The sequence below is a fragment of the Halovibrio salipaludis genome (genome assembly GCF_002286965.1).
Taxonomy (GTDB): domain Bacteria; phylum Pseudomonadota; class Gammaproteobacteria; order Pseudomonadales; family Oleiphilaceae; genus Halospina; species Halospina salipaludis.
The window spans coordinates 270,868-295,841 of the sequence record NZ_NSKD01000002.1 but is presented as its reverse complement, the minus strand read 5'-3'; the positions used below and the strand labels follow the sequence as shown (position 1 = coordinate 295,841).

Here is a 24,974-nt window from a genome sequence, read left to right as displayed (position 1 = left end):
ATCAGGCAACCTCAGACTCCTTTTGATCGACGTTGACCCGGACTTGTCCCGCTAGAAGGTCTTGCATTAGTGCTTTCTTAAGCTTCTCCGTACTCCGCAATTTCCCACTTAAAACAGTAATCCTCTGATCGACTGATTTAATTGCCCTGCTAATAGCAGACTGCTCATCTTTCGGAGGCAATACGACAGGCAATTCACTCAAAATTGAGGTGTTGAGATTAAGCATGGTTTGTCCAACAGCATTGGTATTTAACCAATCGACAACAATGGACAAGGTCAAATAACAAGCCACATATTCAGGGTCTGCGGAAGTTGAAAGGCGTGCCCGTAAGCAGCCTGTGCCGTTTAACCATCCAGCATTTTTCGCATCAACCAGCGCAAACCGACCAATATCGCCTCTCCTCGCGAAGATCAAGTCTCCCGCTTTTAGCCGATGTCGATTCAGTTCGTTTGCTTTTTCTGTGCTCACTTCCGCGATGGAGGTAGTTACTATCCGCCCTGCTTTCATGTCCTTGGGCATGACCACCGGGATGCCTCTATCCACGTAATCATAGGAATGCAACTGACTTCCAAAGGGCCCTGTTTGCAGCTCTCCCGCTTCTACTATTGCTCCTAGTCGAGTTATTTCCCAAGACGCCGGAACCCGCCCCACCGGCGAATCCTTGAACTCCGTATGCCCGATACCCTGGGTCAAAAGCTCCTGCATCATCCCGGTTTTAAGGTCTTTCAGCTTGTCGATCTGGGCGTGGGTCTTGTCGATCACGTCGTCGACGGAAGAGAGGATGGTGGCGATTTTTTGTTGTTCGGGGAGAGGGGGTGTCAGCATCGTTATCGCGTAGAGCGTATCACGCCCGAGGCTTGGCACTCCGCTGGCCTCGTTGTGCTTGCGCAGATCAACTGCACTCAGATTATAGTAAAACCACTTTGGCTCTGCCCCTTTGTAATCAGAGCCATAGTAAGTAGTGTCAATTGCCCAGAATTTACCCTCGACATAAGAGGGCTTGTCTATAGTGCCCTTACGTCCGACAACTGTCGTGTTGCCCTCATGTAGAAAACTATCCGTATAGCCGGCTACGCCGCCGGTTCCAATGATGGGGTAACGTCCATCCGCCGAGATTATGTCTTTAGGAGATTTGCCATATTGGAGAGTAACCAACTCGCCTATCCTTTTACGTCTCCATCCCTCAGGAACCGCATCACTCATAACCGAGCTCCTCAAGATATCCCTTCATAACGCTCTCAACTTCCGCGGCCTTCTCATTTAACTCATTCAAGGATACACGGTATTTGTCCCACCACCGCTCAAGCTGACTGATCACCCGGCTGTCCGCATCGCCTGCCGCTTCCCGGATGGCTTCCTTGGTGTCGATCTCTGGCCGGAACTCGTAGTAGTCCGCATCACGCGCCACGAACACCCGCGACACATCGAAATCTCCCAGGATCTCCTCGCGAATGTACTCGCTCTCAACTTCGCGTTTGGGAATGCCGCCATGCAGGATGGCGCGCACATCGAAGATTTCAGGGGGTGGCGAGGTGTCGGCGTAGCGGCGGATGTTGAGGTTGTAGTCGTTCTCGGCGATCTCCTCCAGCGTGGCGATCTTCGAGTAGCGCTTGATCTCAGTGTAATCATCGAAGGTGGTAACGATCTTCTCGATGTCCTGCTGGCGCAGTTTGTTCTGGTTCTTGCCTTCCTCGTAATCCAGCTCACCGTTGATGAACAGCACCTTGCCCTTACGGTCAGCGGGTTTGTTCTTGTTGATGATCAGCAGACACCCCGGGATGCCGGTGCCGTAGAACAGCGAATCCGGGAGGCCGATGACCGCTTCCAGCAGATCATCGTTAAGGATACCGGTCCGGATGGCCTTCTCACTGGAGCCACGGAACAACACGCCATGAGGCATAACCACACCCATCATGCCCTCGGCGTTGAGGCTGGCAATCATGTGCTGGACGAACGCCAGGTCCCCGGCATCCTTGGGCGGTGTGCCGTAGGGGAAGCGTCCATAAGCGTCGTTGTCCGCCTCTTCCTTGCCCCACTTCTTGAGACTGAACGGCGGATTAGCGATCACCCGGTCAAAATGCATGAGCTCGCCACCGCGGGTGTGCTGAGGCTCACGCAAGGTGTCGCCCTTGCGGATATCCGCGCTGTAGACCCCGTGCAGGAACATGTTCATCTTGCAGATGGCCCAGGTGTTGAGGTTCATCTCCTGGCCGTACAGCGAGAGGTTAGCGGGGTTTTCACCCTGCTCCGCGAGGTAGTTTCGGGACTGGATCAGCATGCCCCCAGAACCCGCCGTAGGGTCGTAGATGCGCATACCAGCATGGGGCTTCAACACGGATACCAGCAGCTGCACGACCTCGGAGGGGGTGTAAAACTCCCCGCCCTTCTTGCCGGCGCTGTCGGCGAACATCTTGATCAGGTATTCGTAGGCGGTGCCGAGCAGATCCGTGCGCTCAAAGTCACTGTTACGCAGGCGGTGCTTGCTGAAGTGCGTGATGAGATCGCGGAGCTTGCTGTCCGAGAGCTTGTTCTTCACGTTGAAGTCGATGGTGACCAGAACGCCTTCCAGCACCCGGTTGTGCTCTTCAATCGCTTCGGTGGCGGTATTCAGGGCCGCGCCAACGTCGTGCTTAAGGTCTTTGAGCGCTTCCCAGCGGGCCTCTGGCGGCACGTAGAAGGTCTCGTCGTACTCATCCTCCTCATCGGCCAACTCCCTCGCCTGGGCCTCAGAGCGGCCCTTGTCGAGGTAGTAGCGAACCACCCCCTCCTGGGCTTCCTCAAAGGCATCTGACAGGCGCTTGAGGAACAGCATGCCGAAGATGTAGTCCTTGTACTCCGAGGCATCCATGTTGCCCCGGAGAATGTCGGCGGCTTCCCAGAGGAAGGATTCGAGTTGTTGCAGGGTGAGGGTCTGGCTCATTCAAAGGCTTCCGTATGCGGGTCGTATGCTGGTTGAGTTTGGGGGTTATGGGCTGCTTCCAGCAATCCAGTATTGTGGCCTTTATGCGTTATGCACGCCACTGCGTCAAACCAGCGCTCTGATCACCCATGAAAGGAGCAATGCCCCCCAATGCTGCGCTACGTTTGCGAGTGGCTGGATATAGAGCCCAAAGCGAGTTCCACCCAGTTTGTCCGAGACTTGGAAGCGAAGGGCTAGCGCATTTTTAGTTCTATGGGATGCCTTTTACTATACGCGGACCACCAATACTGGTATTTGGCGTAGCTATACTCTACTAGAGAAACTTGATACGCTTCACGAAGATTTATGCCTCTCAAGGAGGACTGGGGATGCTTAAGAATCTGATTGTTTTTTCTCTGTTAATCATTTTTTCTTTGGATAGTTCCGCGCAAATCAGCGCAAAACGGGTTTGCCAGGCAATCCAAGAGAATAGCAATGAGACACTTGATCAACTACCGATGCGAATTGATCCTGTCACTACATGGTATAGCATTGTTGCAATATATGCTTCAGGAACCTGCCACCTAACTTACAGCTACTCTATTAATACAAAAGCTGCTTTTGACTTCTACAAAGAGGAACTAGGCTCCCCCGAACTATCGGATCAGGAACTGAAAGCAGCCATTGAGTCAGGTGAAGGAAAAGCGATAATGAAACAAACGATCACCAAAAGTTTTGAGCGAATGTCACCTTTGCTATTTAAAATAAAAGACCTGCGGATCGTGGCAGACTACGAAGCAGACCAGCCGTTAGAACCGTTCCAAATAGTGATCAAGGAAAAAGGACAGGTTAAGAACCTTCGCTAATCTGCGTTCCTTACACATCTAAGCACATAAATGCTCCAATTCCCTCAAAAAGCGTTTAGGAAGTTTGATTTAAAAGTGATCCTGACGTGGATGAAGAGCATGCAGAGTACTTGGTGCCGATCGGGTAGATCTAAACCGCCCCGCGCTCCCAAGCCTTCAGAGAGGTGGGCCTGTTTGGTAACCAGAACACGGTTTGCAAACCAACCGCCTCCAAATGGCGCCATACCGTCGAGCGGTTAGAAGAGGCCTGGTCACTGCCTGATACACAATCTCACTGACCCGACCCTCGAGCCTACCGCTTCGTGACGCATGTCTGCGGCTCGCGTTACGCTCCAAGGCTATCTCCGCGCCATCAACAGGGAACAGCTATGAGTACTTTCCATCTCGCACTCGCTGCAGCTTGCCTGAGTGCCTTGCTGGCACTCGCCACCACAGCTGCGGTTATCCTCTTCCGCCGATACCGCGCGCTCAGTTTTCGATTCAGCGACATCCTGGACGCTGACAAAGAATTGGAACGGGTACGCGAAACCAAGGCACAGGAAGAGGCCACGATTGCTCAGTTGCGCGAAAGCTATGAGGAAAAACGGGCCATTTACTCGGACCTAGTGGCGACGGTGGCGATATACGACGAGGAGGTCGAACTCGCTGAGTGGGGATTCTATAAGCCACACTTCGATTACGGCACCTCGGAGCAATTCAAGGAGGCCATCAAGCAGGTCAAGGAAACCCAGAAGAAAATGATCAGTGACAAGTCTGCGGTCGAGTGCAACACGGAGTGGCGTGTCGGCGACAGCAAGGCCGAGGGCAGGAAGATGACCAATCGCTCGATCAAGCTGACCGCACGGGCCTTCAACAACGAGTGTGACGCCGCCATCAGCAATACCCGCTGGAACAACGCGGTCGCCATGGAAAAACGCATCCGGAAGGCGTATGAGACGATCAACAAACTTAATCAACCCCAGGACATCCACATCAACCCGGGCTATCTGAATCTCAAGCTCAAAGAGCTCCGTTTGACGCACGAGCATCGGGAAAAGAAGCAACAGGAAAAGGAAGAACTCCGCGAACTCCGTCGTCAGGAACGCGAAGAAAAGAAGCTGCGTGAAGAGATGGATAGGGCTATCAAGGACGAAGAGAAGTACAACAAACTGCTGGAGAAAGCCCGCAAGCAAGCCGATCAAGCCAGTGGTGAGCAACTGACCAAGCTCCAGGGCAAGATTGAGGAGCTCAGTAATGAGCTCGCAGAGGCGCATGAGAAATCAGAGCGAGCCAGGAGTATGGCCGAGCAGACCAAGCGCGGGCACGTCTACGTGATTTCGAACATCGGCTCGTTCGGCGAGCAGGTCTACAAAATTGGTATGACCCGCCGACTCGATCCAGACGACCGTGTGAAAGAGCTTGGCGATGCCAGTGTGCCGTTCACCTTCGATGTCCATGCAATGATCTTCACTGACAATGCCCCGGAGCTGGAGGGACAGCTCCACGCCGCCTTCAGTGACCGGAGGATGAATCTGGTCAACATGCGTAAGGAGTTCTTCAACGTCGAGCTCCGTGAGATTCGCGAGAAGGTCGAAGAGCTCGTCCCGGACGCGGAGTTTGTTGAATCGATCGAGGCACGGCAGTACAACGAGTCACTGGCCATTCTGGCACAACGCAATGAACATCAGCCTCAGGATGCCCTCTCAGTCTATCCCGAGGCGATCTGACTGACCCTGGCGTTACCCTTGGCGAGCCAATGGGAGGCGCCAGAGGTAACCTATGAGATCCAGGTGCCAACCGATAGGCTATCTGGATTTCACTCAGAACCGATACCCGACCGATATACCAGCAAACGATAAACGCTGACCAAAGCCATCACAGCAGCGCTTTGTGGGGCGAAACCGGCCTCACCGACTGTCCCTCAACCGATATACAAAGGCGCTCCGACTGCCCTATCTCGACTATATACAGCCGATACCCTATCGGCATGGATTCCCGCCTAATCAGGCTATGACGCTGTGGCGACTGAAGGATATTGTCGGTATCAAGGCCCCCGCAAAGCGATTCGATGTCTCGCCTGCACCCGTCAAGCGGGCTTGTCGTTTAGCGGAGGTGAGCAAATCAATTTCAGAGATTACAGCTTTACCCAGCGGTAAGTGATGCCGAGATTGTTGGCTTCCAATACCTCCAGGTTCTTGCCTTGGAATCCAACCGGAGTGGGCTCATTGTCGAAGTCAAAAACAAACTCACGTGTCTCACGCTCGTCACCTTGTTTCTCGAGAGTGAAGTGAAGCTGACCGTCATAATATCCATCGAAGGTAATACGGGTGAGTTGCTGTACAGAAAATGGCGTAGAGCGCTTCTTGGGCTGGTACTTGCGTGCTTCTTCGGAATCCATATCACGTGAATATATCGTTTCGAAGCCGTTGTAATTCGAGTTATCTACTACCCACTGTGGCGAATCACCACCAACCGGAATCCTGATACCGATGCAATCCCCGGAGCTAACCACACTTCCCAATCCGGGGAACGAGGCAGCCGAATCTGACAAATCACCGCAATAATATTTCCACCCATCTTTGATGGATTCTAGCTCCAGTCGTCCTTGAGCCACATGAACAGGAAAAGGAATCATCATGGCCCCAGGGATCATCACGTCTACAGGCTGAGGCACATCAATATACTCGTCCGGAATATAGCGGCCCTCCATGAGGATGGAATCCCCGGTGCTAGCTTCCAGCTTCTCGTTTAGCGGGGCGTTGAACTCCTTGACCGTAAGTTTTGGAGCCTCCGGAGTCCCACCAGTAGGCTGCGCCGTGCAACCAGCAAACATGAGCAGAACAACCAGCGCAGCAATGAACTTTGTCATTTTTGCTCCTTCTAACATGTACGGAATGTGGGGATGAATCATAGGCCAGAGGTGCCCACTGAAGTGGGGGAAGCCCACATCACTGAGCGGCCTGTCCAAAATTGGGATCCGCTTCTACCCTAATCAAGCCTGAACAAGCAACACAAATATGGAAATCGAAACCAGAACACGTTGATCAACCTGGGGTTCTACCCCGTTACTGCGGACACTTCTAAAAAGAGGCACACTGTGCCAAAGGAGTGTTCATGTCCAGACGCAGAAAATATAGTCCAGAGTTCAAACGTGAAGCCATCGCTTTGACTCGCCAACCAGGGGTTAGTTGTCGCCAGGTAGCCTTGGAAATCGGCATCAATCCCAATCTGTTATCTCGGTGGCGCAGAGAAGCGGATGAGGAGCCTGACAAGGCCTTTAAGGGCTCTGGCTCGCCACGGGATGAAGAAGTCGCCGGTCTCAAGCGAGAACTGGCCCGGGTGAAGAAGGAGCGTGATTTTTTGCGCGAAGCGGCAGTGTTCTTCGCAAAGGAGTCGTCCTGAGGTATCAGGCGATTCAACGTTGTCGCAATCATTTCCCAATACGTCTTATGTGCCGATGCCTGAAAGTGTCGGCCAGCGGTTATTACGCTTGGGTATCTCGCCCCGAGTCCGCCAGGGCAAAGGCGAATCAGCACCTGCTGTCACGAATCAGAGAGATTCATGATGACAGCGGAGGCATGATTGGCTCACCTCGTATGCACGAAGACCTGGTTGCCGAGGGCGCTTCAACAAGTCTGAACCGTGTTGCGCGATTGATGGCCCTACATGGCATTCAGGGATGGCCACGCAAGAAGCGTGGACGCTTGGGGTCGCGGTCTTATCGGCCGCCGGGTACCCGGAATCATCTGGAGCGGGATTTCTCTGCTCTGGAGCCTGACACCAAGTGGGTGACGGATATTACGCAGGTACCCACGCAAGAGGGCAAGCTTTTTCTGTGCGTGGTTCTCGACCTGTTCAGCAAGCTGATCGTGGGTTGGTCCATGCATCATAGGCAGGATCGGCAGATGGTGATCCGAGCTGTTGAGATGGCGGTTTGGCAACGTCAAGGGAACGTCCCGGTGATTTTGCACTCAGATCGAGGCAGTCAATTCACCAGCGGAGACTACCAGCGATATCTCGGCAGCAACCAACTGGTGAGCAGCATGAGTGCGGTCGGCCACTGTGGCGATAACGCTGCCTGTGAGGGCTTTTTCGGAATGCTCAAACGGGAGCGAATTCACCACCGGCGTTACCGGACTCAGAACGAAGCACGCGCTGACATCTTTGATTACATCGAGCGGTTCCATAATCCCAGGATGCGACGTAGAGTTGCCGTCCAAGATCAAAAGTTGTCAGCCGTTTTAAAACCGTCCGTGGAGACGGGGTAGAACCCCTGTCTCCGAGGTACGTGTAAAGAAACTCCTGTCGATGGATACAGGAGTCGGGAAACTTGGCAAGGCTTGAGAACACTCGCTCCGACCGAACCAGGGGCACCTGTCGCTGAGTGTCGGAGGGGCGGCGCGTCAGCGCAAGCCCCGACAGACACGTAAGCGACCAACTGGTTCCTTCCAATGAAAGATCCTTAGTTTCCTAATAGAAGCATCCAATTTTTTCCTTTCCTTAAACTCCCGGCCTTTCCCCGCCTCCGTGCTCCCGGCGCCACTGCGCTTCGCTGCGTGGCTTGGGGCACTCGGCGGCTCAGGCCGGTCGTGGTTCCCGCGAGAGAGAGTCCCAGTCCTGTACTGGGAGTCGATAGAGACGGTCAGGCGTTCTCCGAACGCTTGGCGAACCCGATAGGGCGTTTTTAGAGGAGGCTCGCCCGGGGCTCGGCAGAGCCTCGGGGGAGACTCCCCTTAATCATTAAGTCATTTTCTGAAAATGCTGGAAAAGGGATTGGCAAGCCCCCGATACAGTAGACACCTGACAGCGTTACACTAACGCAAAGAAAACAGGTGTTGAGCATGAGCGGGCAGCGCTACTCCGAAGAGTTCAAGATTGAAGCGGTCAAGCAGGTGACCGAGCGGGGCCACAAGGTCTCCGATGTGTGTCGGCGGTTGGGAGTGACCTCTGGCAGCCTCTACAAATGGATCAAGCACTACGGCGACAGCGACCACCAGCATCAGCAGATCAATGACCAGCAGGATGAGCTGCGGCGTATGCGAGCCGAGTTGCGCCGGGTCACCGAAGAGCGGGACATACTAAAAAAGGCCGCAGCGTTCTTTGCCAAGGAGTCCGAGTAAAGTATCGCTTCATCAGGGCTCACCAGAAGCAGTTCCCTGTCCGGGCCATGTGCCGGGTTCTCAATGTCCATTTCAGTGGTTTCTATGCCTGGCTTCATAACCCGGAAAGTCCTCGCGCCCAAGCGAATCAGCGTCTTTTGGGGCTCATCAAGCAGTCCTGGCTCGAAAGTGGCTGCGTCTATGGTTATCGCAACATCACCCTGGATCTGAAAGATCTGGGGGAGCATTGCAGCCAGAACCGGGTGTACCGGTTGATGCGCTACGAAGGGATCCGGGCGCAGCGCGGCTATAAGCGCCACAGAGGCTATTACGGCGGCCAGCCGGCCCACGTGGCCCCGAACCACCTTAATCGGGACTTCCAGGCCGCTAATCCCAATGAGCGGTGGGTCAGCGACATCACCTACGTTCGCACCCATGAAGGCTTTTTGTACCTGGCAGCAGTGGTTGACCTGTTTTCCCGTCAGGTCGTGGGCTGGTCGATGAAACAACGCATGTCGACCGACCTCATCATGGATGCCTTGCTGATGGCATCCTGGCGCCGACGCCCCAAGCAGAAAGTTCTGATCCATTCCGATCAGGGTGCTCAATACACCAGCCGGGAATGGCAGGGCTTTCTGGAAGAGCACAATCTAATGCCCAGCATGAGCCGTCGTGGTAACTGTCACGACAATGCGGTCGCAGAGAGCTTCTTCTCACTGCTCAAAAGCGAGCGGATCAAGCGCAGGATCTACAAAGACCGGGAAACGGCCCGACGTGACATCTTCGATTACATCGAGATGTTCTATAACCCCATCAGGCGACACGGCACCAATGGTGGTCTGTCTCCAATGGAGTTCGAAAAGCAGTACTTTGAGCAGCTCTCAGGTGTCTAGAATATCGGGGGCTTGCCAGATTGACATGGGAGAAAAGCACGATGCGGCGAAGACATGCCACATTGGCACAATACTAGCCTTCGTGGCGACGCTCTGTCCCTTCCCGCACTGTCACGGTCCAGACCAGGGCCAGGCTCAAGGGGACGGGCGTAAGCCGGGTCCCCGTAGAGGCCGATAGCCCTGATCGGCTGATGAGAAAAACCATAGAACCTTCAAGCCCGGCAGCAAACGCTTAACCGTAGTGGCAATAAAAAAGGTGTCAAAATTCCTTAATAACTCTTAAGAAACTTTGACACCTTTTTTGCGCTGACACCTATTCCTGGCTGGCATCTCAGCCATCTGTACCTCGGCCCCGCCTGCGTTGCACCGCGCAAGGCTTGAGGTACTACGACTGGGATGCTACGCGACTCCGCCCGCCCCGTAATCCTGATCCGTTATGGTTCCAGCGCTGGGTGTTACCTCACCTCTCAGTAGTGCAAAAGCGGTGGGTGATAAAAAAACCTGCACCGGGGAGAAACCTTTGGAACAATGAACCTAAATTTGCTTATAAAGGGTCAGAACATGCTCACGGAAATCTATCATGTTGCAAGCCGATGCGGTGCCGGCAAAAGTCGCGAAACCATCAACGAATTGATCCGCCACCTTTTGGACGAAGGCGATGGAGACCGGGCCTACCTTCTGGCTTCCAAGACAAACGAGCTGACTGGCGAGAACTTTGAGTATGCCAAGCAGCTGATTCAAAGCCATGCCGGCGGAAATAGCCTTGCTATCGAGCGGGTGGATTCGACCAACAATAAGGGCACAGTCGTTCGTGACCTGGAATCACTATTGGAGTCCGAGTTCAAAGGAATCATATTCGTTTCCCACAGGGCTTTGGCCTCCATCAACGCGGCAAAGCTGTCCAATACCAGGGTGGTGACCGATGAAGCACCTCAAGACCTGGCCGGTACTCTGATGGTTCGGTATGAGGCAAGGGACACTGGCTATCCGTGGGAAAAGTATCTCATCGAAGTTCCATCGGCGCACACCAATTACACCCGCGTCGAAATTGCTCCAGGGGCAGACCGGGAGGACATGCGTCGATATATCAGAGGAATCCAACAGAACCGGGATACGGCGACAACCCAGGATGTCGCCGATCTTCTAGAGTTCTTGCTGGAGGGTTATGAGGCCGCTTACACCACCACAACGAGATCGGATGGATCCATTTATCGTGTCTACCAGGCCGTGCATTATCACCGGCTTCAAGCATTGGCCACTCACGTCGATTTTCTGGCCATCCTGGCCGCACAGCTTGACCAGACCCTGTTCGGATTCATCAGCCAGCACCTCCTCGGTTTGCCGATTGTTGAAAGAGACATCACCGATCAGATCACACTTGTGCGCAAACACAGAAACCAAGTCCGGATTGTTCCCCTGCTGGACAGCGGGCGTTGGTCGACCACGCTTCGTGAGAAGCCAGCCTACGAGTCCTTAACGCGCGGCGGTCATCCAATCAGCTCAAAAGAGTCAGTTGGCCAATTTGCTCAAACGTTTGCGGCCCAGCTGTTAAAGCAGGAACCTGCTGTGATCACACTGAACGACGATGAGCCATTAGCTCCCAGCCTTTCACACCTCAAAGACTCCCTGACATCCACGCATGTTCACGGAATGAACCATTTTCGCCATTTGGATCACGCGGTGTATTTGGCCTCTACCAATCCCACGCCGTTCGAAAACAAAATCCTGAGTATGTTTGCTAAAAACCACGAGCTAGAGAAACACAAGCTTACCCGGGCAATTATGGTTGAACGCTGCTATGAAGTGGCCTATCAATGCGTAGCCAGAACCAGCATTCGTAATACCCTCGTTGATCCAGATAAGGAACACCTGATCATTGTTCCTGACATGCATTACGCAAAGTATATCGAGAGCTGGTTTGAGCCTGGGTGCGTCACCATAGACACCCAGTACTCCTACCAGGTCGAGCGCAACCGCAAGAAGAAGGATCTCAAGATAACTAAACAGTTCAATCTAGTCGTCCATATCATCACGCAACACAAGCAGAAAAAGGGCAAACTCCCACAATTGGTAGCGCAGGCAGGCATCTCTATGTCCACATTCAAGCGTTACAGAGAAGAATTCCGGCCAGAACTTGAAGTGGTCGGGTTGATCAAGCCCAAGCGTCAACAGGCTATCAAACAGACGGCCTAAACCTCGCCAACTTCTCAGTACAGGTGGCTCCACACGGAATGTGAGCCAATCCTTCTTCAAAACTTTTCGCCAAATTTATTAAATGCCTACGCCGGCATTACTACCTGTATCGATACCGTAAATCGGAAATACCCCCCCCCTGGGGCCCCGACTCTTCGTATTTCCGATGACTACCCCACCCTTACGCTGCTGACCTACTGCTAAAGCACATCACTACACACCACTAACGCTACACCACCACACAGAAAGCCCAGACAGTCTGCTACAGCAGATCAGAAACCGCTTAAACCTGACAGTTAGCCTGCAAAGCAGAGCCAGTACGGCACAACAAACGCACAGCAGGATGGTCTGGGTCGGTACTGCCTTACCTCTCCCCGATAGAAACCGGGTTCTATTCCCGTTTACCACGATTGAGTGGAGCAATACCGGTACCACCACCCTTAATCCAGATTAAGGCGTCCTCCGGACGCTCGGTGAAAGCTGTCAGGAACAGCCTGTCGGCATTCCCACTTCACTCATTCACTCAACCAGACAACAACCGAAGATAAAACCATGAACAGACCGAAGTTTGACCCAGACTACGTCCAGATCTCCATCCGGGAAGCAGCAGAAGTTCTCGGAGTCAGTCTTCAACAACTGGACGAGCTACGAAGAACCGATGAGAACTTTCCAGACGGCTTCAAGGGCCAACATAACTGGCTCGACCCCATAAAGTTCCGTTTGGCCGACGTATACCAGTACAGTAAGTACCTAATGGCGGAATCAAAGCCAGTAAAAGGCGCCGACCCACCGTCTTAAGCGGAATCTGCCAGCCCTGGAGTCTGATTCTCCAGCTGATCCAGGTAGTCCGCATACCACTGCATCATCTTGCGACGCTGCTCCAGGTACTGGGCCTTGTTGTACACCCCGGCAATGCCCTTCTCCATGTGCGCCAGTTGGCTTTCGACGTACTGCTTGTCCCAGCCATGCTCTCTGAGCAGGGTCGAGGCGGTATGACGTGAGCCATGGCCCACCAGCTTACCTTTGTACCCAATCAGCCCCAGGGCCTTGTTGACGGTCCCTTCACTCATCACCGGGTGCTTGGGCCCGTAGCCCGGGAACAGGTATCGCCCCCTGCCGGTGTATTGGTGAAGCTCCCACAGATCCTCAAGGCTCTGGCGGGGCAGCGGCACAATGTGATCCCGGCTCATCTTCATCTTGGCCGCGGGGATGGACCACAGCGCCTGATCAAAGTCGATCTCCGACCACTCGGCGTAGCGGGCCATGCCCGGACGGCTGGCAGTGCGCAGCAGAAGCCAGATCATCACCTGGGTGCTGTGCTTGCTCTGCGAGCCTCTCAGGGCCTTCAGGAAGGCCGGCAGCTCCGACTCCAACAGGTAGGGGTAGTTGGTCTTCTGGTAGCGATCCACGGCGATGTGCTTGAGCTCAGAGGCTGGATTGAGTTCACACTTGCCCTGGCCGATGGCCAGCGAGAACATCTGATTGAGCCAGCCTCGGATCTTGCTGGCCATCACAAAGGCCTGGCGAGCCTCCAGGTCCTTCTGGATCTGAGCGCAGTCACCCCGGGTGACCTCATCCAGGGGCTTGTCCCCGATTGAGGGCAGAATGTAGTTGTCCAGGTACAGACGCATCTGACGGGTAGTGCCCGATGACCGCCCCGCCTGCAGCTTGTACTGGTACCAGTCCTCGGCCGCCTCGCGGAACAGGATCTTCTCGGCGGGCTGATCCAGGTTATTGAGGTCATGGCCTTCTGAGGCCAGTTCCAACAGCTCCCGGGCTTTCTCACGGGCCTTCTTGCCGGAGATCGCCGGGTAACCCCCGAGCCCTTTCCAGCTCCACCTGCCATTGGGACGCTTGTACCTGAGCAACCAGGACTTGCTCCCGTTGGGTTTGACCCGAAAGTACAGCCCGGTGGAGTCCCGTTCCCGGTAGTCTCTGGCTTCCGGCTCCAGTGAGTTCAGCACACTGTCGGCCAGTGGCCGGCGTTTGATCTGATCGCGTTTCATTATCCCCTCCGTGTACACCTGCTTTGGGGAGTGTACACGCCAGTGTACAGGAACAACACTGCTGGCAGGGTTTAATGTGGTTCAAGTTGGTTCATCGAAAACCCCGGAAATCGCCTGGTGGCGGGGGCTTGAAGCCAGTGTGGGTCAGCGTGGATCAGTACGTTTGGTGCGGCTGGCCGGACTTGAACCGGCACGCCCGAAGGCAGGGGATTTTAAGTCCCCAGTGTCTACCCATTCCACCACAGCCGCAGACGGATCAGGAGAGGCAGAGGATTGTATAAACCCCCGCAAGGGAACGCAATCAACGGTTCAGAAACAGAAAACCCCGCGGCCGTAACCGCGGGGTTTTCAACAGAGTCACTCAGCGGTGGTGTTTATGCTTCCGGCGGACGGAAAGCCACCTGCTGAATGAAGTCCACCTGGTTCAGGATGAACGGGCGCTGCATGTCGCCGTAGCGTTCAACGTTAACGAAGCCTGCATCCTCAAGCAGGTGCGTTACGTAGTTCTGACGCAGCGGATACATGTTGAGCTGGAACGTACGACCATCCTTGAAGGTATAGTGGAACTGTGCCAGACCGCGATGCAGCTGGGCCGGGCCAACATCCACACCATCACCACAATAGTTGTACGCATGCTTGGAGCTGTAGCCCTCGTCCAGCATGGTGTCGTAGTTGCGGTGATCGATGATCAGCATGCCGCCCGGGCGCAGTGTCCGGAACATGGCGTGCAGGGCATCGCGGCGCTGCTCGTGGTCGAACAGATGGGTGAAGGAGTTACCGAGACACACAATGGCGTCGTACTGTTCCTTGCCCAGGGTATCATCCAGGGTCAGCCAGTCGGCAACGCAGGATTTGTTGAAAGTTGCCCCGCGCGCCTTGGCGTTCTCCCGCGCCTTTTCGAGCATGTTCTCTGAGCCGTCAGTGGCGGTGACTTTGAAGCCACCCAGAGCCAGGGCTACGGCGTTGACGCCGGTACCGCAGGCAACGTCGGCGACGTCTTTTGCGCCGTGAGCGTTGAGCAGCCGTCCGTAGAAGGGTCCATCGCGTTCCAGGCGATCGTCCCAGCCGACCAGGTCATCCCAGTATTCAGCGAAACTGGGGGTATACTGCTCGTACTGTTCGCCGGCATTCGCGTTTTCTACAGCTGTCATGATTCGTTTCTCCTTGAAAATTGGTCCGCAGGAACATCCGCTTGTGTCATATAGGGAGTCCTGCCGTGGTTAACCGTACGCAGGTATTGCATACCGCTTCCCCATCGGTAGGTGGTTGGCACCACCGCCTGAAGGACCAGGCTGGCCAGCGATGGGAACGGGAACGCCGGGCGGGTTTGATGCCGGCGTCCGACCACGACCAAGGCGAACTGTACGCAGATTTCCGTTGACGGTACAGATTCAGAAACGTAAAAAAGATACCATTACAGTTTTCGGTTTTCCCCTATGGCAGCGCCAGGGAGCGATGTAGTTAAGGAGTACAGATGGGCAAGTGGCTCTACGAGGATGTGGCGGGACAGATCGCCCAGCAGATTGAGGACAGTGTCTACAGCCCGGGGGACCGGCTGCCGGGTATCCGCAAGCTGTCACAGCAGTTCGGGGTCAGCCTGGCCACCGCCGTGGAAGCGTGCCAGCTCCTGGAGGATCGCGGCATCATCCGGGCACGGCCGCGTTCCGGGTTCTACGTCCAGGAACCGGATGGTGCGCCTGTGGAGTGGCGCAAGCCCGAGAGTACCGAGGACGGGCCCACGCTGGTCACAGGCCAGGCCCGTGTACTGGAGCTGATCCGCCAGTATGGTGATCCTGCCCTGCTCCCCCTGGGACCCGCCGTTCCCGATCCCGAGCTGCTGCCACTTACGGCCCTGGACCGCTGCATCGGGCATGCGCGGCGGGTCCACAGGAACCGTGTGGCCGGCTATGATTTCCCTCCCGGCGATGAATCCCTGCGTGTGCAGATCGCCCGCCGGATGGCGGATGCCGGCTGCCACATCAGCCCGGATGACGTGGTCATCACCAGTGGCTGCCAGGAAGCAATCTCCCTGAGCCTGCGCGCCGTGGCCAATCCCGGCGACGTGATCGCTATTGAGTCACCCACTTTTTACGGCATCCTTCAGGCCATTGAATCCCAGGGCATGCGGGCTCTGGAGTTGCCGACCGAACCCGGTGGCGGCATCCACCCGGAGACTCTGGAAAGCGCCATCGAACGATGGCCGATACAGGCCTGCGTGGCCATGCCCAACTACGGCAATCCGCTGGGCCACCTGGCCTCCAATGAACGCAAGGAAGCGACTGTCCGGCTGCTTGCGGACAATGGCATTCCCCTGATCGAGGACGACATCTACGGCGAGCTGGGGTTCTCCGGCGATCGTCCCTGGGCGGCCAAGGCCTGGGATACGGACGGGGGCGTTCTGTACTGCAGCTCCTTTTCCAAGACACTGGGCGCCGGCATGCGGATCGGCTGGGCGGTACCCGGGCGCTTCCGGGACCAGCTCACCTACCTCAAGTACGCCACCAACCAGGCCGCCCCAACCCTGCAGACGCTCGCCCTCGCCCGCTTCCTGGACCAGGGGGGCTACGACCGTTACCTGCGGCGTATACGGCGGATCTATCAGCGTCAGGTCAACCGTGTTGCACGCGGCATACAGGAGCACTTCCCCCGGGGCACCCGGGTCAGCCGACCACGGGGCGGATTCGTGCTCTGGGTGGAACTGCCGGAGCACGCCAACACCCTCAACCTGCAACAGCACGCCCTGGAGGAAGGCATCAGCATCGCCCCCGGCCCGCTGTTCTCCTCAACGGAACGGTTTCAGCGCTACCTCAGGGTGAACTGTGGCATTGCGGACGCGGACCGGGTTGACGCAGCCATCGCACGCTTGGGGCGTCTTACACGGAAAAGGGCGTAAAATCAGGATAATGGAGGCGCGGGTCGGAATCGAACCGGCGTAAACGGAGTTGCAGTCCGTCGCATGACCACTCTGCCACCGCGCCTGAAACAGGGAAGGAAACTGGAGCGGGAAACGAGATTCGAACTCGCGACATCCACCTTGGCAAGGTGGTGCTCTACCAGCTGAGCTATTCCCGCTCTATGGAACTGTGCGCTGCCCTCGACAACGGGTGTGTATTTTACTGACGCCGTATCCGTCGTCAATAGCTGTTTTCAGGTGATTGATTCATCCTGGGTTTACGACGAACGGGCCCGCAAACCTATAGTCAGGAACGCCCACAGGCTGATGTGACCTGAGATCAGCGCGCTACAACCTGTTACACACTTCAATGCCTCCCAGCCCGTCAATGTGCGTATATCCCGGTACATACATCAATGACCAAGGAGTACCCATGGAACGCGTCAACTTCGGTTCGGAAGACATCGGGAACAAGCTTGCCGAGATGAGTGACCGTGACATCGACAAACTCGCCTTTGGTGCCATCAACCTCGATGCCAACGGCAAAATCCTGAGCTATAACAAGGCGGAAGGTGAAATCACCGGGCGTAAGCCGGAAGAGGTGATTGGTAAGAACTTCTTCACGGAAGTCGCTCCCTGCACCAAGACAGACGACTTTTTTGGCAAATTCCAGGAAGGCGTGAAGAGCGGCAACCTGAGCACCATGTTCGAGTACACCTTTGACTATCAGATGAAGCCGACGAAGGTGAAGGTGCATATGAAAAAGTCCCTCGACGGGGAGAGCTACTGGGTTTTCGTCAAGCGCGTGTGATGCAGACCGGAACCGACACCACCCTGGCGGTGCTCAGCCACCTGATCGGGAACGAACTCGCCAGCCAACGTGCTGCGGGCAGTAGCGATCTGGTAACCAGAGCCTCCGCCGGGGGCTCTCTCCGAGACGGCCCACTGGCGGTCGACTCTATTGAACAACTGGCACTGGCCAGAGTGGTCAATGAATTCTTTGACCTCGAGGCCAGTGGGCTTGATGAATGGCTCCTGCGAAAAGATACCATTGAGGACTGGGTCGCCCTGATCCGGGAAGGGCTTGCCGATGGCGCCCGGCATATCGGATTCCGTTCCGGGGGTACGACAGGCGACCCCAAACTCAACCGTATCCCGCTGCCCCAACTCGAGGCCGAGGTGGCGCTCATAGCCGGCGCCTTTGCGGACAGACGGCGTATCATCGGTGTGGCGCCCCCACACCATATCTATGGTTTCCTCTGGGGACCGCTTCTGGCCGACGCGCTGGACGTGCCCTACTGTCATGGTGACATGGCTCACCGGTACGCACTCGACCCGGCCCCCGGCGATCTGGTGGTTGCCTTCCCGGAGTGGTGGCGCTATCGCAGCGCTCGCGATACCGGTTTCAGTGCGGGCATTGCGGGCGTGACCTCGACTGCGCCCTGCCCGCCCGAAGTCATCCGGGCGCTGGAAGACAAGGGGCTTGACGCCATGACCGAAGTCTATGGTTCCTCCGAGACAGGCGGCATTGCCTGGCGATCCGACCCGGCCTCTCCCTTCACGCTCCTGAATCACTGGGAACGTGCCAATGACGGAGATGCTTCCAGCCTCTTTCTGCGGCCCCTTAAAACGAGGGTTACCGCTCCTGACGAACTCCATTGGCACGACCAACGGACGCTCACCCCCGCCGGAAGACGGGACGGGGCGATACAGGTTGCGGGCACCAATGTTGACCCCGCCGCCATTGGGCGGACGCTGGTAGAACACCCCGATGTTGCGGAGTGTGCGGTACGCTCGTTCGAGACAGGCAGCGGATCCCGGCTCAAGGCGTTCGTCGTACCGGCTGCGGACGGGGACAGAGAGACACTGGAGAAGACGCTGCGGGAATGGGTGAATGCCCGCCTCACAACGCCGGAACGCCCCGTGCGCTTTGATTTCGGTACGGCACTGCCACGCAATGAACTGGGGAAGCTGAGTGACTGGTGAAGGTGTCCGCTGGAGCGGACAAGACACAACCACTGATGATGTCGAATGCATCACGCTGGGCGCGGACCTGTCACTTGATGAAACCGCCTGGGAACGGATCCGTGAAAGCCATAACCGCCTGACTCGCTACCAGGGTGAACAGCGCCTGATCTATGGCGTGACCACGGGCTACGGTCCGCTGGCGAACACCATTGTTGGCAGCGACCACAGCGAGGCGCTTCAGCGCAATCTCGTCGCCCACCTCAGCGCCGGTGTGGGAGACCCCCTGAGCCGGGAACAGACGCGCGCCACCATGGCGGCTCGGGTCAGCGCTCTTAGCCGGGGCGCCTCCGGCATTGCCCCCGCAGCTCTCAATCAGCTGCTGACCTGCCTCAATGCCAACGCCCTTCCGGTTGTGCCCGCCATGGGAACGGTAGGCGCCAGCGGTGACCTGACCCCACTGGCCCACATTGCGGGCGCCCTCATGGGGAAAGGCTGGATCCGCCACGGTGACGGTGACCCCGAGCCCGCAGCGGCCGTTCTGGAACGTCTGGGGCTGGCTCCACTGGAGCCAGGGGGCAAGGATGCCATAGCGCTTGTGAACGGTACCTCTGCCATGACCGGGATTGCGGCGCTCAATGACCGTCTGGCGGACCGCGCGCTGCGCTGGAGTACACTGATCACGGTGGCTCACGCCCAGGCCCTTCGGGGACGCCGGGAGGCTTGGCACAGTGCGTTTGGCAACCTGCGGCCGCATCCAGGGCAACAGAAGCTGCACCGCTGGCTGGGGATTCTGGATGAGGCCCCGCCCGATGCGATGACTGATGAAGGACAGGTCGCAACAGATGCCCTGCAGCAACTCAGTGCGCCTATACAGGACCCCTACAGCCTGCGCTGTGCACCCCAGCTGCTCGGTGCCGTCGCGGACCAGGTCGACTGGCATACGCAGATCGTGACCACGGAACTCAACAGCGTGACCGACAACCCCATCCTCCCGGAAACGCTGGATCAGGCACTGCATGGCGGCAACTTCTACGGCCAGCATGTGGCCCTGGCCTCGGATGCACTCGCCAATGCGGTTATCACGCTGGCAGTGCACGCGGAGCGGCGTATTGCCCGCCTGGCCAATCCCCGCCTGAACCAGGACCTGCCGGCCTTCCTGACGGGATCGGAGACCGGCCTGCATAGCGGGTTCATGGGGGCGCAGGTGACGGCGAGCGCCCTGTTGGCGGAGATGCGCACCCAGGCAACGCCCGCCTCAATCCAGTCCATCCCGACCAATGGCGATAACCAGGATGTCGTGACCATGGGAACCATCGGGGCGCGCAGGACACATCACCTTCTGGCCCTGCTCTACCGGATTCTGGCTATCGATGCCCTGATGGCGGTCCAGGCCCTTGAGTTGCGTGCGGAGCCTCATCTGCGTTCCGAGGCAACAGCGCAGATGATGGCCTGGGTCCGCGCCCGTTCACCCTCGCTCACCAGTGACCGGGCCCTTTCCGAAGACATTGAAAAAACAGCCGAAGCCATGCGATCCCCATGGATGGTACCCGCCGACCTCGAGCTGAGCCATCAAGCGGATTGAAACGACCCGGATGTAAAACAGCCAGAGCTCTTCCGTTCAGACCGACGGCAGACCCGACAGTGCCATGGCGAGCTCCTCGTCACTGTACTCATGGTCGCTGAGCTCACCCGCAAAATAGGACGTGTAAGCCGCCATATCGAAGTGACCATGACCGCACAGGTTGAACAGGATGGTCTCGGCACTGCCCTCTTCGCGACAGCGGATGGCCTCGTCGATGGCACCACGCACCGCGTGGTTGGCTTCAGGCGCCGGCACAATCCCCTCATTACGCGCGAACAGGATCCCTGCCTCGAAACAGGCCTTCTGGGGATAGGCAACCGCCTCGAACAGGCCCAGCTGTTTAGCGTGCGAAACCAGCGGCGCCATGCCGTGATAGCGCAACCCACCGGCATGGAAGCCGGGCGGCGTAAAGCCTGACCCCAGGGTGTGCATGCGCGTCAGCGGGGTCATCTTCGCCGTATCGCCATAATCGTAGGCATACTGGCCACGGGTCAGTGTCGGGCATGATGAGGGTTCCACGGCCACCACACGCGGGCTTTCACCGCCACGCAGTGACTGGCCGATGAACGGGAAGGCGAAACCGGCGAAATTGGAGCCGCCACCAGTGCAGCCCACAATCACATCGGGCGAATCCCCCGCCATGGCCATCTGTTCCATGGTTTCCTGGCCGATGACCGTCTGGTGCAGCAGCACATGGTTCAGGACCGACCCCAGAGCGTACTTGGTGCCGGGATCCTGCGCTGCCAGCTCCACCGCCTCGGAGATGGCGATCCCCAGGCTGCCGGTATGGTCCGGAGTATCCGCGAGTACACTGCGGCCGAACTCAGTCTCATTGGACGGAGAAGCAATACAGCGCGCCCCGTAGGTTTCCATCACCGCGCGACGGTAGGGTTTCTGATTGTAGGAAACCCGGACCTGGAACACCTGCACGTCCATGTCCATGAGCGCACCGGCGTAGGACAGCGACGTTCCCCACTGCCCTGCCCCGGTCTCCGTGGTGAGACGCCGGATACCGGCTTCGTGGTTGAAAAAGGCCTGGGGAATGGCGCTGTTGGGTTTGTGGCTGCCGGCCGGACTCACGCCCTCGTACTTGTAGTAGATCCGTGCCGGCGTTCCCAGCGCCTTCTCCAGCGCGTGCGCACGATACAGCGGTGCGGGCCGCCACTGGCGATAGACCTCTCGAACGGGCTCCGGAATCGGGACCTCCCGTTCCGTGGTGACTTCCTGTTCGATCAGGGACGCCGGAAACAGGGGTTCAAGATCCGCGGGGGTCACCGGCTCATGGGTTGCCGGATTGAGTACGGCCGGCAACGGCTCAGGCAGGTCCGCCTGGAGGTTGTACCAGTGCGTGGGAATACGGCTTTCGTCGAGCAGGAACTTGGTGGTCATTGCGAGCCCCGGATTCAATGTTGAAAACGCCCCGCATGATACCCGGGCCGACTGCCGGCGTCATCGGGTCTCAGCCCGCAATACAACCATTCCAATTACTGAGACAACAGGCCAGTGATGGTCTCTCGTGTGGGCACTGAACCACTGTGTCTCAGCTGACCATCAACGGCCACAGCCGGGGTCGACATGACCTGGTACTGCATGATGACCTGCGGATCGGTGACCTTCTCTACCTCGGCATCAACGCCAAGCTCCGACGCGACCTCACGGATCGCGTCCGCGGTGGTGTCACATTTCTTACAACCGGTTCCAAGCACTTCAATACGCATTGGTATCCACTCCTCCTTCTTGATCAGGTTCAGGTAACGGAGCCCTCAGGCTCCAGCGAACAGCCAGGGACTGACCGCATTCATGATCCAGCCGACAACCATGAAATTGAGCAGCAGGATCACAAAGATGAGCCCAAGCAGACGGTACTGCATGACCTGCTTGAGCATGATGAACTCAGGGAAACTCGCCGCCACCGTGCTCATACAGAAAGCCAGCGTCGTGCCCACGGGCAGGCCTTTGACGATGAGACTTTCCATCACCGGGATGACCGCGGTCGCGTTGGAATAAAGCGGCAGTCCTGCAAGAACGCCCGCGGGAACGCTCCACCACTGGCCGGATCCAAGGTTCTGCGCAAACCATCCCTCCGGTACAAACCCATGCAGCGCTGACCCTAGCGCGACGCCGATAAGGACCCACTTCCAGATACGGCCCACTATGTCACGCACTTCCGAGCTGGCGAACCGGTGTCGGTCCTTGAGTGTCAGCTTCTGGGGGAGATCGCCCGCGTCGGGACTGTTCTGGACACCGGATTCAGCCTGTTGGTAGGCCTTCGCCGCGAAGGACTGGAGCCAGCGCTCGCCGCGCAGTAGATCCAGAATCATGCCACCGCTAACACCCACCAGAACGCCGATTACCACATACACCAGCGTGAACTGCCATCCGAGAAGGCCCCAGAGCATGATCACAGCCACTTCGTTGATGATGGGAGAGGTGAACAGGAACGCCATGGTCACTCCCAGCGGAATGCCGGCGCTGGTAAACCCCAGGAACAAAGGTATGCTGGAGCATGAGCAGAATGGCGTAATGGCGCCAAACCCGGAACCGAGAAAGTACCCCGTCAGGCGATGACGATGCTGGATGTAGTACCTTACGCGCTCCAGGTTGAGAGAAGCCCTGGCCAGGGCGATCACGTAGATCATCACAACCAGCAGCACGAGGATTTTACTGGTATCCTCCACGAAAAAGTGCATCGCATCGGCAAGCCGGGTTCCTTCCTCGAATCCCAGACTTCTATAGACAATCCAGTCGGCAAGCCATGTGAAAATCGCCAGCATTGGTATCCTCATTGAATGAAATGATCAGCTCTACAAAGGGAGACGAACCAATACGGAAAAGGATGCAGCTTTTTCAGGCAGACGGAGAGGCAGAGGTACGATGAGCTACGAATGCGTTCTGAACGCTTGGCATGACAATAGCGACGAGCTCGCAGGATTCCTGACACAGCGCGCGGTATCCCCCGAAGAAGCCGAGGATCTGCTGCAGGAAGTATTTGTGCGTGCAATGCGAGAGGGCAACGGCTTCTGTGGGCTGGATAACCCGAAAGCGTGGCTTTTCCGCGTTGCCAGGAATCAACTCATTGACCGCCAGAGACTGAGGAAGCCGCTGTCAGACCTTTCCGAAATCACACTTGAGACGCACAACGAGTCACGCTCTCCCGTTTCCGAACTGCAGCAGTGCATCGCCCGGAATCTCCCCGAGCTCGAGGAGCACGACCGGCATATCCTGCAGGCCTGTGATCTTGATGGGATGACCCACAACGATTACGCCAGCCATCAGGGTCTATCCCTGCCAGCGACCAAGGCCCGGGTCCGCCGGGCCCGGCAGCGCCTTCGAGCGCTTCTGGTCCAAAACTGCAATATAATCCTTGATGAGCAGGGCAGGGTCTGCTGCCATCGCGCGCTCAGCGTCCTCGACAGATGAGCGGCGCGGCGCGCCTTTACACCTTTACAGCCAGGCTTTCACGGCAGATTTCCCCAACAGAGCGTGCACCGGTCAGCGTCATCGCCACACGCATCTCACTCTCTATAAGCCCCAGAAGGTGGGCAACGCCCTGCTCTCCCGCCGCCGCCAGCGCATAGACATAGGCGCGGCCGAGCAGCACCCCGTGAGCGCCAAGGGCGAGCATGCGGACCACATCCAGACCGGAACGGATGCCCGAATCCGCCAGAAGCGTGAGTTCATCCCCGACCGCCTCCGCGATCATGGGCATGGCGCGGGCGCTGGAGAGCGCCCCGTCGAGCTGGCGGCCACCGTGGTTGGAAACGACGATGCCATCGGCCCCAAAGCGCACGGCATCCCTGGCGTCCTCGGGATCCAGGATGCCCTTGATCACCATGGATCCTTTCCAGAACTCCCGGATCCACTCAAGATCCTTCCAGCCGATGGCAGGGTCGAAGTTCCTGCCAAGCCAGCCCACATAGTCCTCCAGACTGATCGTCTCCCCGAGATAGGCAGACACATTACCCAGATCATGTGGGCGCCCCTGCACGCCCACGTGCCAGGCCCAGGAGGGATGGGTGGCGGCCTGCAACATACGGCGGGCCCCCGAGTACGGGCCGGACATGCCGGAATGGGCGTCACGGTAGCGGGCGCCCGGCACCGGCATATCCACCGTGAAAACCAGAGTCCGGACACCGGCCTCCCAGGCCCGCTCCAGTACGTTCTTCATAAAGCCCCGATCCCGGAGCACATAGAGCTGGAACCAGAGGGGGCGTTGCGAGGCCTGCTGCACCTCCTCGATCGGGCATACCGAGACGGTGGACAGCGTAAAGGGGACCCCCTTGGCGGCGGACGCCCGGGCCGCCTGTGCTTCGCCGCGCCGGGCATACATGCCCGTCAGCCCCACTGGCGCCAGGGCCACCGGCAGACTCAGATCCTCACCAAAAAGACGGGTTGAGAGGTCGACGTCACCGACTTCCTGCAGCACCCGCTGGCGCAGTGACAGCTCACGCAGGTCCTGGGTATTGCGCTGCAGGGTGTATTCGTCGTAGCTGGCGCCATCGATGTAGTGGAACAGGAAGGGCGGCAGCCGCCGGCGTGCCGCCTCACGGTAATCCTGGGTCGAGGAAATGATCATGGGAATACTGTCCTTGTCA

Annotated in this window: 20 protein-coding genes and 3 tRNA genes; 11 read left to right on the top strand and 12 right to left on the bottom strand. The window is 57.4% G+C overall.

What is annotated here, in order from left to right:
- Position 1: 1 nt before the first annotated feature.
- Both CK501_RS06105 and CK501_RS06100 read right to left on the bottom strand, forming a co-directional pair.
- Positions 2 to 1,204, bottom strand: a complete 1,203-nt coding sequence (locus CK501_RS06105; RefSeq protein WP_095616857.1) for a restriction endonuclease subunit S — start codon at positions 1,202 to 1,204, stop codon at positions 2 to 4.
- Entirely contained in the window at positions 1,197 to 2,921 is a 1,725-nt protein-coding gene (locus CK501_RS06100) for a type I restriction-modification system subunit M (protein WP_095616856.1), read from the bottom strand. Before CK501_RS06100 ends, CK501_RS06105 begins: the two co-directional genes overlap by 8 nt.
- A 368-nt stretch (positions 2,922 to 3,289) precedes the next feature.
- Between CK501_RS06100 and CK501_RS06095 the strand changes: the two genes are divergently transcribed.
- Entirely contained in the window at positions 3,290 to 3,766 is a 477-nt protein-coding gene (locus CK501_RS06095) for a hypothetical protein (RefSeq protein ID WP_095616855.1), read from the top strand.
- 368 nt (positions 3,767 to 4,134) lie between these two features.
- Positions 4,135 to 5,472, top strand: coding sequence for a DUF4041 domain-containing protein (locus CK501_RS06090; RefSeq protein ID WP_095616854.1), 1,338 nt, complete (start codon positions 4,135 to 4,137; stop codon positions 5,470 to 5,472).
- A 407-nt stretch (positions 5,473 to 5,879) separates the two neighbouring features.
- On the opposite strand, the gene CK501_RS06085 is transcribed toward CK501_RS06090, so the two are convergent.
- Entirely contained in the window at positions 5,880 to 6,614 is a 735-nt protein-coding gene (locus tag CK501_RS06085; protein ID WP_095616853.1) for a putative periplasmic lipoprotein, read from the bottom strand.
- A gap of 245 nt (positions 6,615 to 6,859) precedes the next feature.
- Here CK501_RS06085 and CK501_RS06080 point away from each other — a divergent pair.
- From CK501_RS06080 to CK501_RS06065, 4 genes are all read left to right on the top strand, one after another.
- Positions 6,860 to 8,013, top strand: a protein-coding gene (locus CK501_RS06080; protein WP_095616852.1) for an IS3 family transposase whose coding sequence is annotated in 2 segments (ribosomal slippage) — positions 6,860 to 7,100 and positions 7,100 to 8,013 — 1,155 coding nt in all. Because the reading frame shifts where the segments join, the coding sequence is not laid out codon by codon here.
- A gap of 573 nt (positions 8,014 to 8,586) precedes the next feature.
- A protein-coding gene (locus CK501_RS06075) for an IS3 family transposase (protein WP_095616851.1) occupies positions 8,587 to 9,737 on the top strand; the annotation gives its coding sequence in 2 pieces (ribosomal slippage) (positions 8,587 to 8,830 and positions 8,830 to 9,737; 1,152 coding nt in all).
- Between the two features lie 561 nt (positions 9,738 to 10,298).
- The gene (locus CK501_RS06070) at positions 10,299 to 11,930 is read left to right on the top strand and encodes a hypothetical protein (RefSeq protein ID WP_143421391.1); all 1,632 of its coding nucleotides are present in this window, start codon (positions 10,299 to 10,301) and stop codon (positions 11,928 to 11,930) included.
- A gap of 552 nt (positions 11,931 to 12,482) precedes the next feature.
- Positions 12,483 to 12,728: a hypothetical protein gene (locus CK501_RS06065; RefSeq protein ID WP_095616849.1), complete on the top strand. Its 246-nt coding sequence runs from the start codon at positions 12,483 to 12,485 to the stop codon at positions 12,726 to 12,728.
- Here CK501_RS06065 and CK501_RS06060 read toward each other — a convergent pair.
- The 3 genes from CK501_RS06060 to CK501_RS06050 all read right to left on the bottom strand — a co-directional run bounded on the left by CK501_RS06060 (position 12,725) and on the right by CK501_RS06050 (position 15,087).
- Positions 12,725 to 13,936: a tyrosine-type recombinase/integrase gene (locus CK501_RS06060; protein WP_095616848.1), complete on the bottom strand. Its 1,212-nt coding sequence runs from the start codon at positions 13,934 to 13,936 to the stop codon at positions 12,725 to 12,727. The two genes, CK501_RS06065 and CK501_RS06060, sit on opposite strands and share 4 nt — an antisense overlap.
- Positions 13,937 to 14,100: 164 nt before the next feature.
- Positions 14,101 to 14,185 (bottom strand) — tRNA-Leu (locus tag CK501_RS06055).
- A 125-nt stretch (positions 14,186 to 14,310) separates the two neighbouring features.
- Complete coding sequence (locus tag CK501_RS06050; protein WP_095616847.1) at positions 14,311 to 15,087, bottom strand: class I SAM-dependent methyltransferase; 777 nt, start codon at positions 15,085 to 15,087, stop codon at positions 14,311 to 14,313.
- A gap of 323 nt (positions 15,088 to 15,410) precedes the next feature.
- On the opposite strand from CK501_RS06050, the gene CK501_RS06045 reads away from it, so the two are divergent.
- Positions 15,411 to 16,829: an aminotransferase-like domain-containing protein gene (locus CK501_RS06045; protein WP_095616846.1), complete on the top strand. Its 1,419-nt coding sequence runs from the start codon at positions 15,411 to 15,413 to the stop codon at positions 16,827 to 16,829.
- An 11-nt stretch (positions 16,830 to 16,840) separates the two neighbouring features.
- Here CK501_RS06045 and CK501_RS06040 read toward each other — a convergent pair.
- Together CK501_RS06040 and CK501_RS06035 are read right to left on the bottom strand one after the other, a co-directional pair.
- Positions 16,841 to 16,914 (bottom strand) — tRNA-Cys (locus CK501_RS06040).
- 18 nt (positions 16,915 to 16,932) lie between these two features.
- Positions 16,933 to 17,008 (bottom strand) — tRNA-Gly (locus tag CK501_RS06035).
- A gap of 254 nt (positions 17,009 to 17,262) precedes the next feature.
- Here CK501_RS06035 and pyp point away from each other — a divergent pair.
- Genes pyp through CK501_RS06020 form a run of 3 tightly spaced genes read left to right on the top strand, consistent with a single transcriptional unit; the run spans position 17,263 to position 20,379 of the window.
- Positions 17,263 to 17,640 carry a photoactive yellow protein gene (gene pyp, locus CK501_RS06030; protein WP_095616845.1) on the top strand — a complete coding sequence of 126 codons (378 nt, stop codon included), beginning with the start codon at positions 17,263 to 17,265 and terminating at the stop codon, positions 17,638 to 17,640.
- The gene (locus tag CK501_RS06025) at positions 17,640 to 18,815 is read left to right on the top strand and encodes an AMP-binding enzyme (RefSeq protein ID WP_095616844.1); all 1,176 of its coding nucleotides are present in this window, start codon (positions 17,640 to 17,642) and stop codon (positions 18,813 to 18,815) included. Before pyp ends, CK501_RS06025 begins: the two co-directional genes overlap by 1 nt.
- Entirely contained in the window at positions 18,805 to 20,379 is a 1,575-nt protein-coding gene (locus CK501_RS06020) for an HAL/PAL/TAL family ammonia-lyase (RefSeq protein WP_095616843.1), read from the top strand. Before CK501_RS06025 ends, CK501_RS06020 begins: the two co-directional genes overlap by 11 nt.
- A 36-nt stretch (positions 20,380 to 20,415) precedes the next feature.
- Here the strand turns inward: CK501_RS06020 and CK501_RS06015 are convergent, their stop codons facing one another.
- The 3 genes from CK501_RS06015 to CK501_RS06005 form a co-directional block, all read right to left on the bottom strand.
- Positions 20,416 to 21,768 carry a TrpB-like pyridoxal phosphate-dependent enzyme gene (locus tag CK501_RS06015; protein WP_095616842.1) on the bottom strand — a complete coding sequence of 451 codons (1,353 nt, stop codon included), beginning with the start codon at positions 21,766 to 21,768 and terminating at the stop codon, positions 20,416 to 20,418.
- Between the two features lie 95 nt (positions 21,769 to 21,863).
- A complete protein-coding gene (locus CK501_RS06010) occupies positions 21,864 to 22,097 on the bottom strand; it encodes a thioredoxin family protein (protein WP_095616841.1) in 234 nt (77 codons plus the stop codon).
- 45 nt (positions 22,098 to 22,142) lie between these two features.
- Complete coding sequence (locus CK501_RS06005; protein WP_095616840.1) at positions 22,143 to 23,153, bottom strand: permease; 1,011 nt, start codon at positions 23,151 to 23,153, stop codon at positions 22,143 to 22,145.
- Between the two features lie 100 nt (positions 23,154 to 23,253).
- Here CK501_RS06005 and CK501_RS06000 point away from each other — a divergent pair, with 100 nt between their 5' ends.
- Entirely contained in the window at positions 23,254 to 23,799 is a 546-nt protein-coding gene (locus CK501_RS06000) for a sigma-70 family RNA polymerase sigma factor (protein ID WP_095616839.1), read from the top strand.
- Between the two features lie 16 nt (positions 23,800 to 23,815).
- Here CK501_RS06000 and lldD read toward each other — a convergent pair whose 3' ends face one another.
- A complete protein-coding gene (lldD, locus tag CK501_RS05995; RefSeq protein ID WP_095616838.1) occupies positions 23,816 to 24,955 on the bottom strand; it encodes an FMN-dependent L-lactate dehydrogenase LldD in 1,140 nt (379 codons plus the stop codon).
- Between the last annotated feature and the right edge of the window lie 19 nt (positions 24,956 to 24,974).

Coding starts and splice junctions, on each gene's coding strand:
- CK501_RS06060 (WP_095616848.1), bottom strand. CDS start 13,936: ATGAAACGCGATCAGATCAAACGCCGGCCACTGGCCGACAGTGTGCTG.
- CK501_RS06095 (WP_095616855.1), top strand. CDS start 3,290: ATGCTTAAGAATCTGATTGTTTTTTCTCTGTTAATCATTTTTTCTTTG.
- CK501_RS06090 (WP_095616854.1), top strand. CDS start 4,135: ATGAGTACTTTCCATCTCGCACTCGCTGCAGCTTGCCTGAGTGCCTTG.
- CK501_RS06005 (WP_095616840.1), bottom strand. CDS start 23,153: ATGCTGGCGATTTTCACATGGCTTGCCGACTGGATTGTCTATAGAAGT.
- CK501_RS06010 (WP_095616841.1), bottom strand. CDS start 22,097: ATGCGTATTGAAGTGCTTGGAACCGGTTGTAAGAAATGTGACACCACC.
- CK501_RS06025 (WP_095616844.1), top strand. CDS start 17,640: ATGCAGACCGGAACCGACACCACCCTGGCGGTGCTCAGCCACCTGATC.
- CK501_RS06085 (WP_095616853.1), bottom strand. CDS start 6,614: ATGACAAAGTTCATTGCTGCGCTGGTTGTTCTGCTCATGTTTGCTGGT.
- CK501_RS06070 (WP_143421391.1), top strand. CDS start 10,299: ATGCTCACGGAAATCTATCATGTTGCAAGCCGATGCGGTGCCGGCAAA.
- CK501_RS06045 (WP_095616846.1), top strand. CDS start 15,411: ATGGGCAAGTGGCTCTACGAGGATGTGGCGGGACAGATCGCCCAGCAG.
- CK501_RS06105 (WP_095616857.1), bottom strand. CDS start 1,204: ATGAGTGATGCGGTTCCTGAGGGATGGAGACGTAAAAGGATAGGCGAG.
- lldD (WP_095616838.1), bottom strand. CDS start 24,955: ATGATCATTTCCTCGACCCAGGATTACCGTGAGGCGGCACGCCGGCGG.
- CK501_RS06000 (WP_095616839.1), top strand. CDS start 23,254: ATGAGCTACGAATGCGTTCTGAACGCTTGGCATGACAATAGCGACGAG.
- pyp (WP_095616845.1), top strand. CDS start 17,263: ATGGAACGCGTCAACTTCGGTTCGGAAGACATCGGGAACAAGCTTGCC.
- CK501_RS06065 (WP_095616849.1), top strand. CDS start 12,483: ATGAACAGACCGAAGTTTGACCCAGACTACGTCCAGATCTCCATCCGG.
- CK501_RS06015 (WP_095616842.1), bottom strand. CDS start 21,768: ATGACCACCAAGTTCCTGCTCGACGAAAGCCGTATTCCCACGCACTGG.
- CK501_RS06100 (WP_095616856.1), bottom strand. CDS start 2,921: ATGAGCCAGACCCTCACCCTGCAACAACTCGAATCCTTCCTCTGGGAA.
- CK501_RS06050 (WP_095616847.1), bottom strand. CDS start 15,087: ATGACAGCTGTAGAAAACGCGAATGCCGGCGAACAGTACGAGCAGTAT.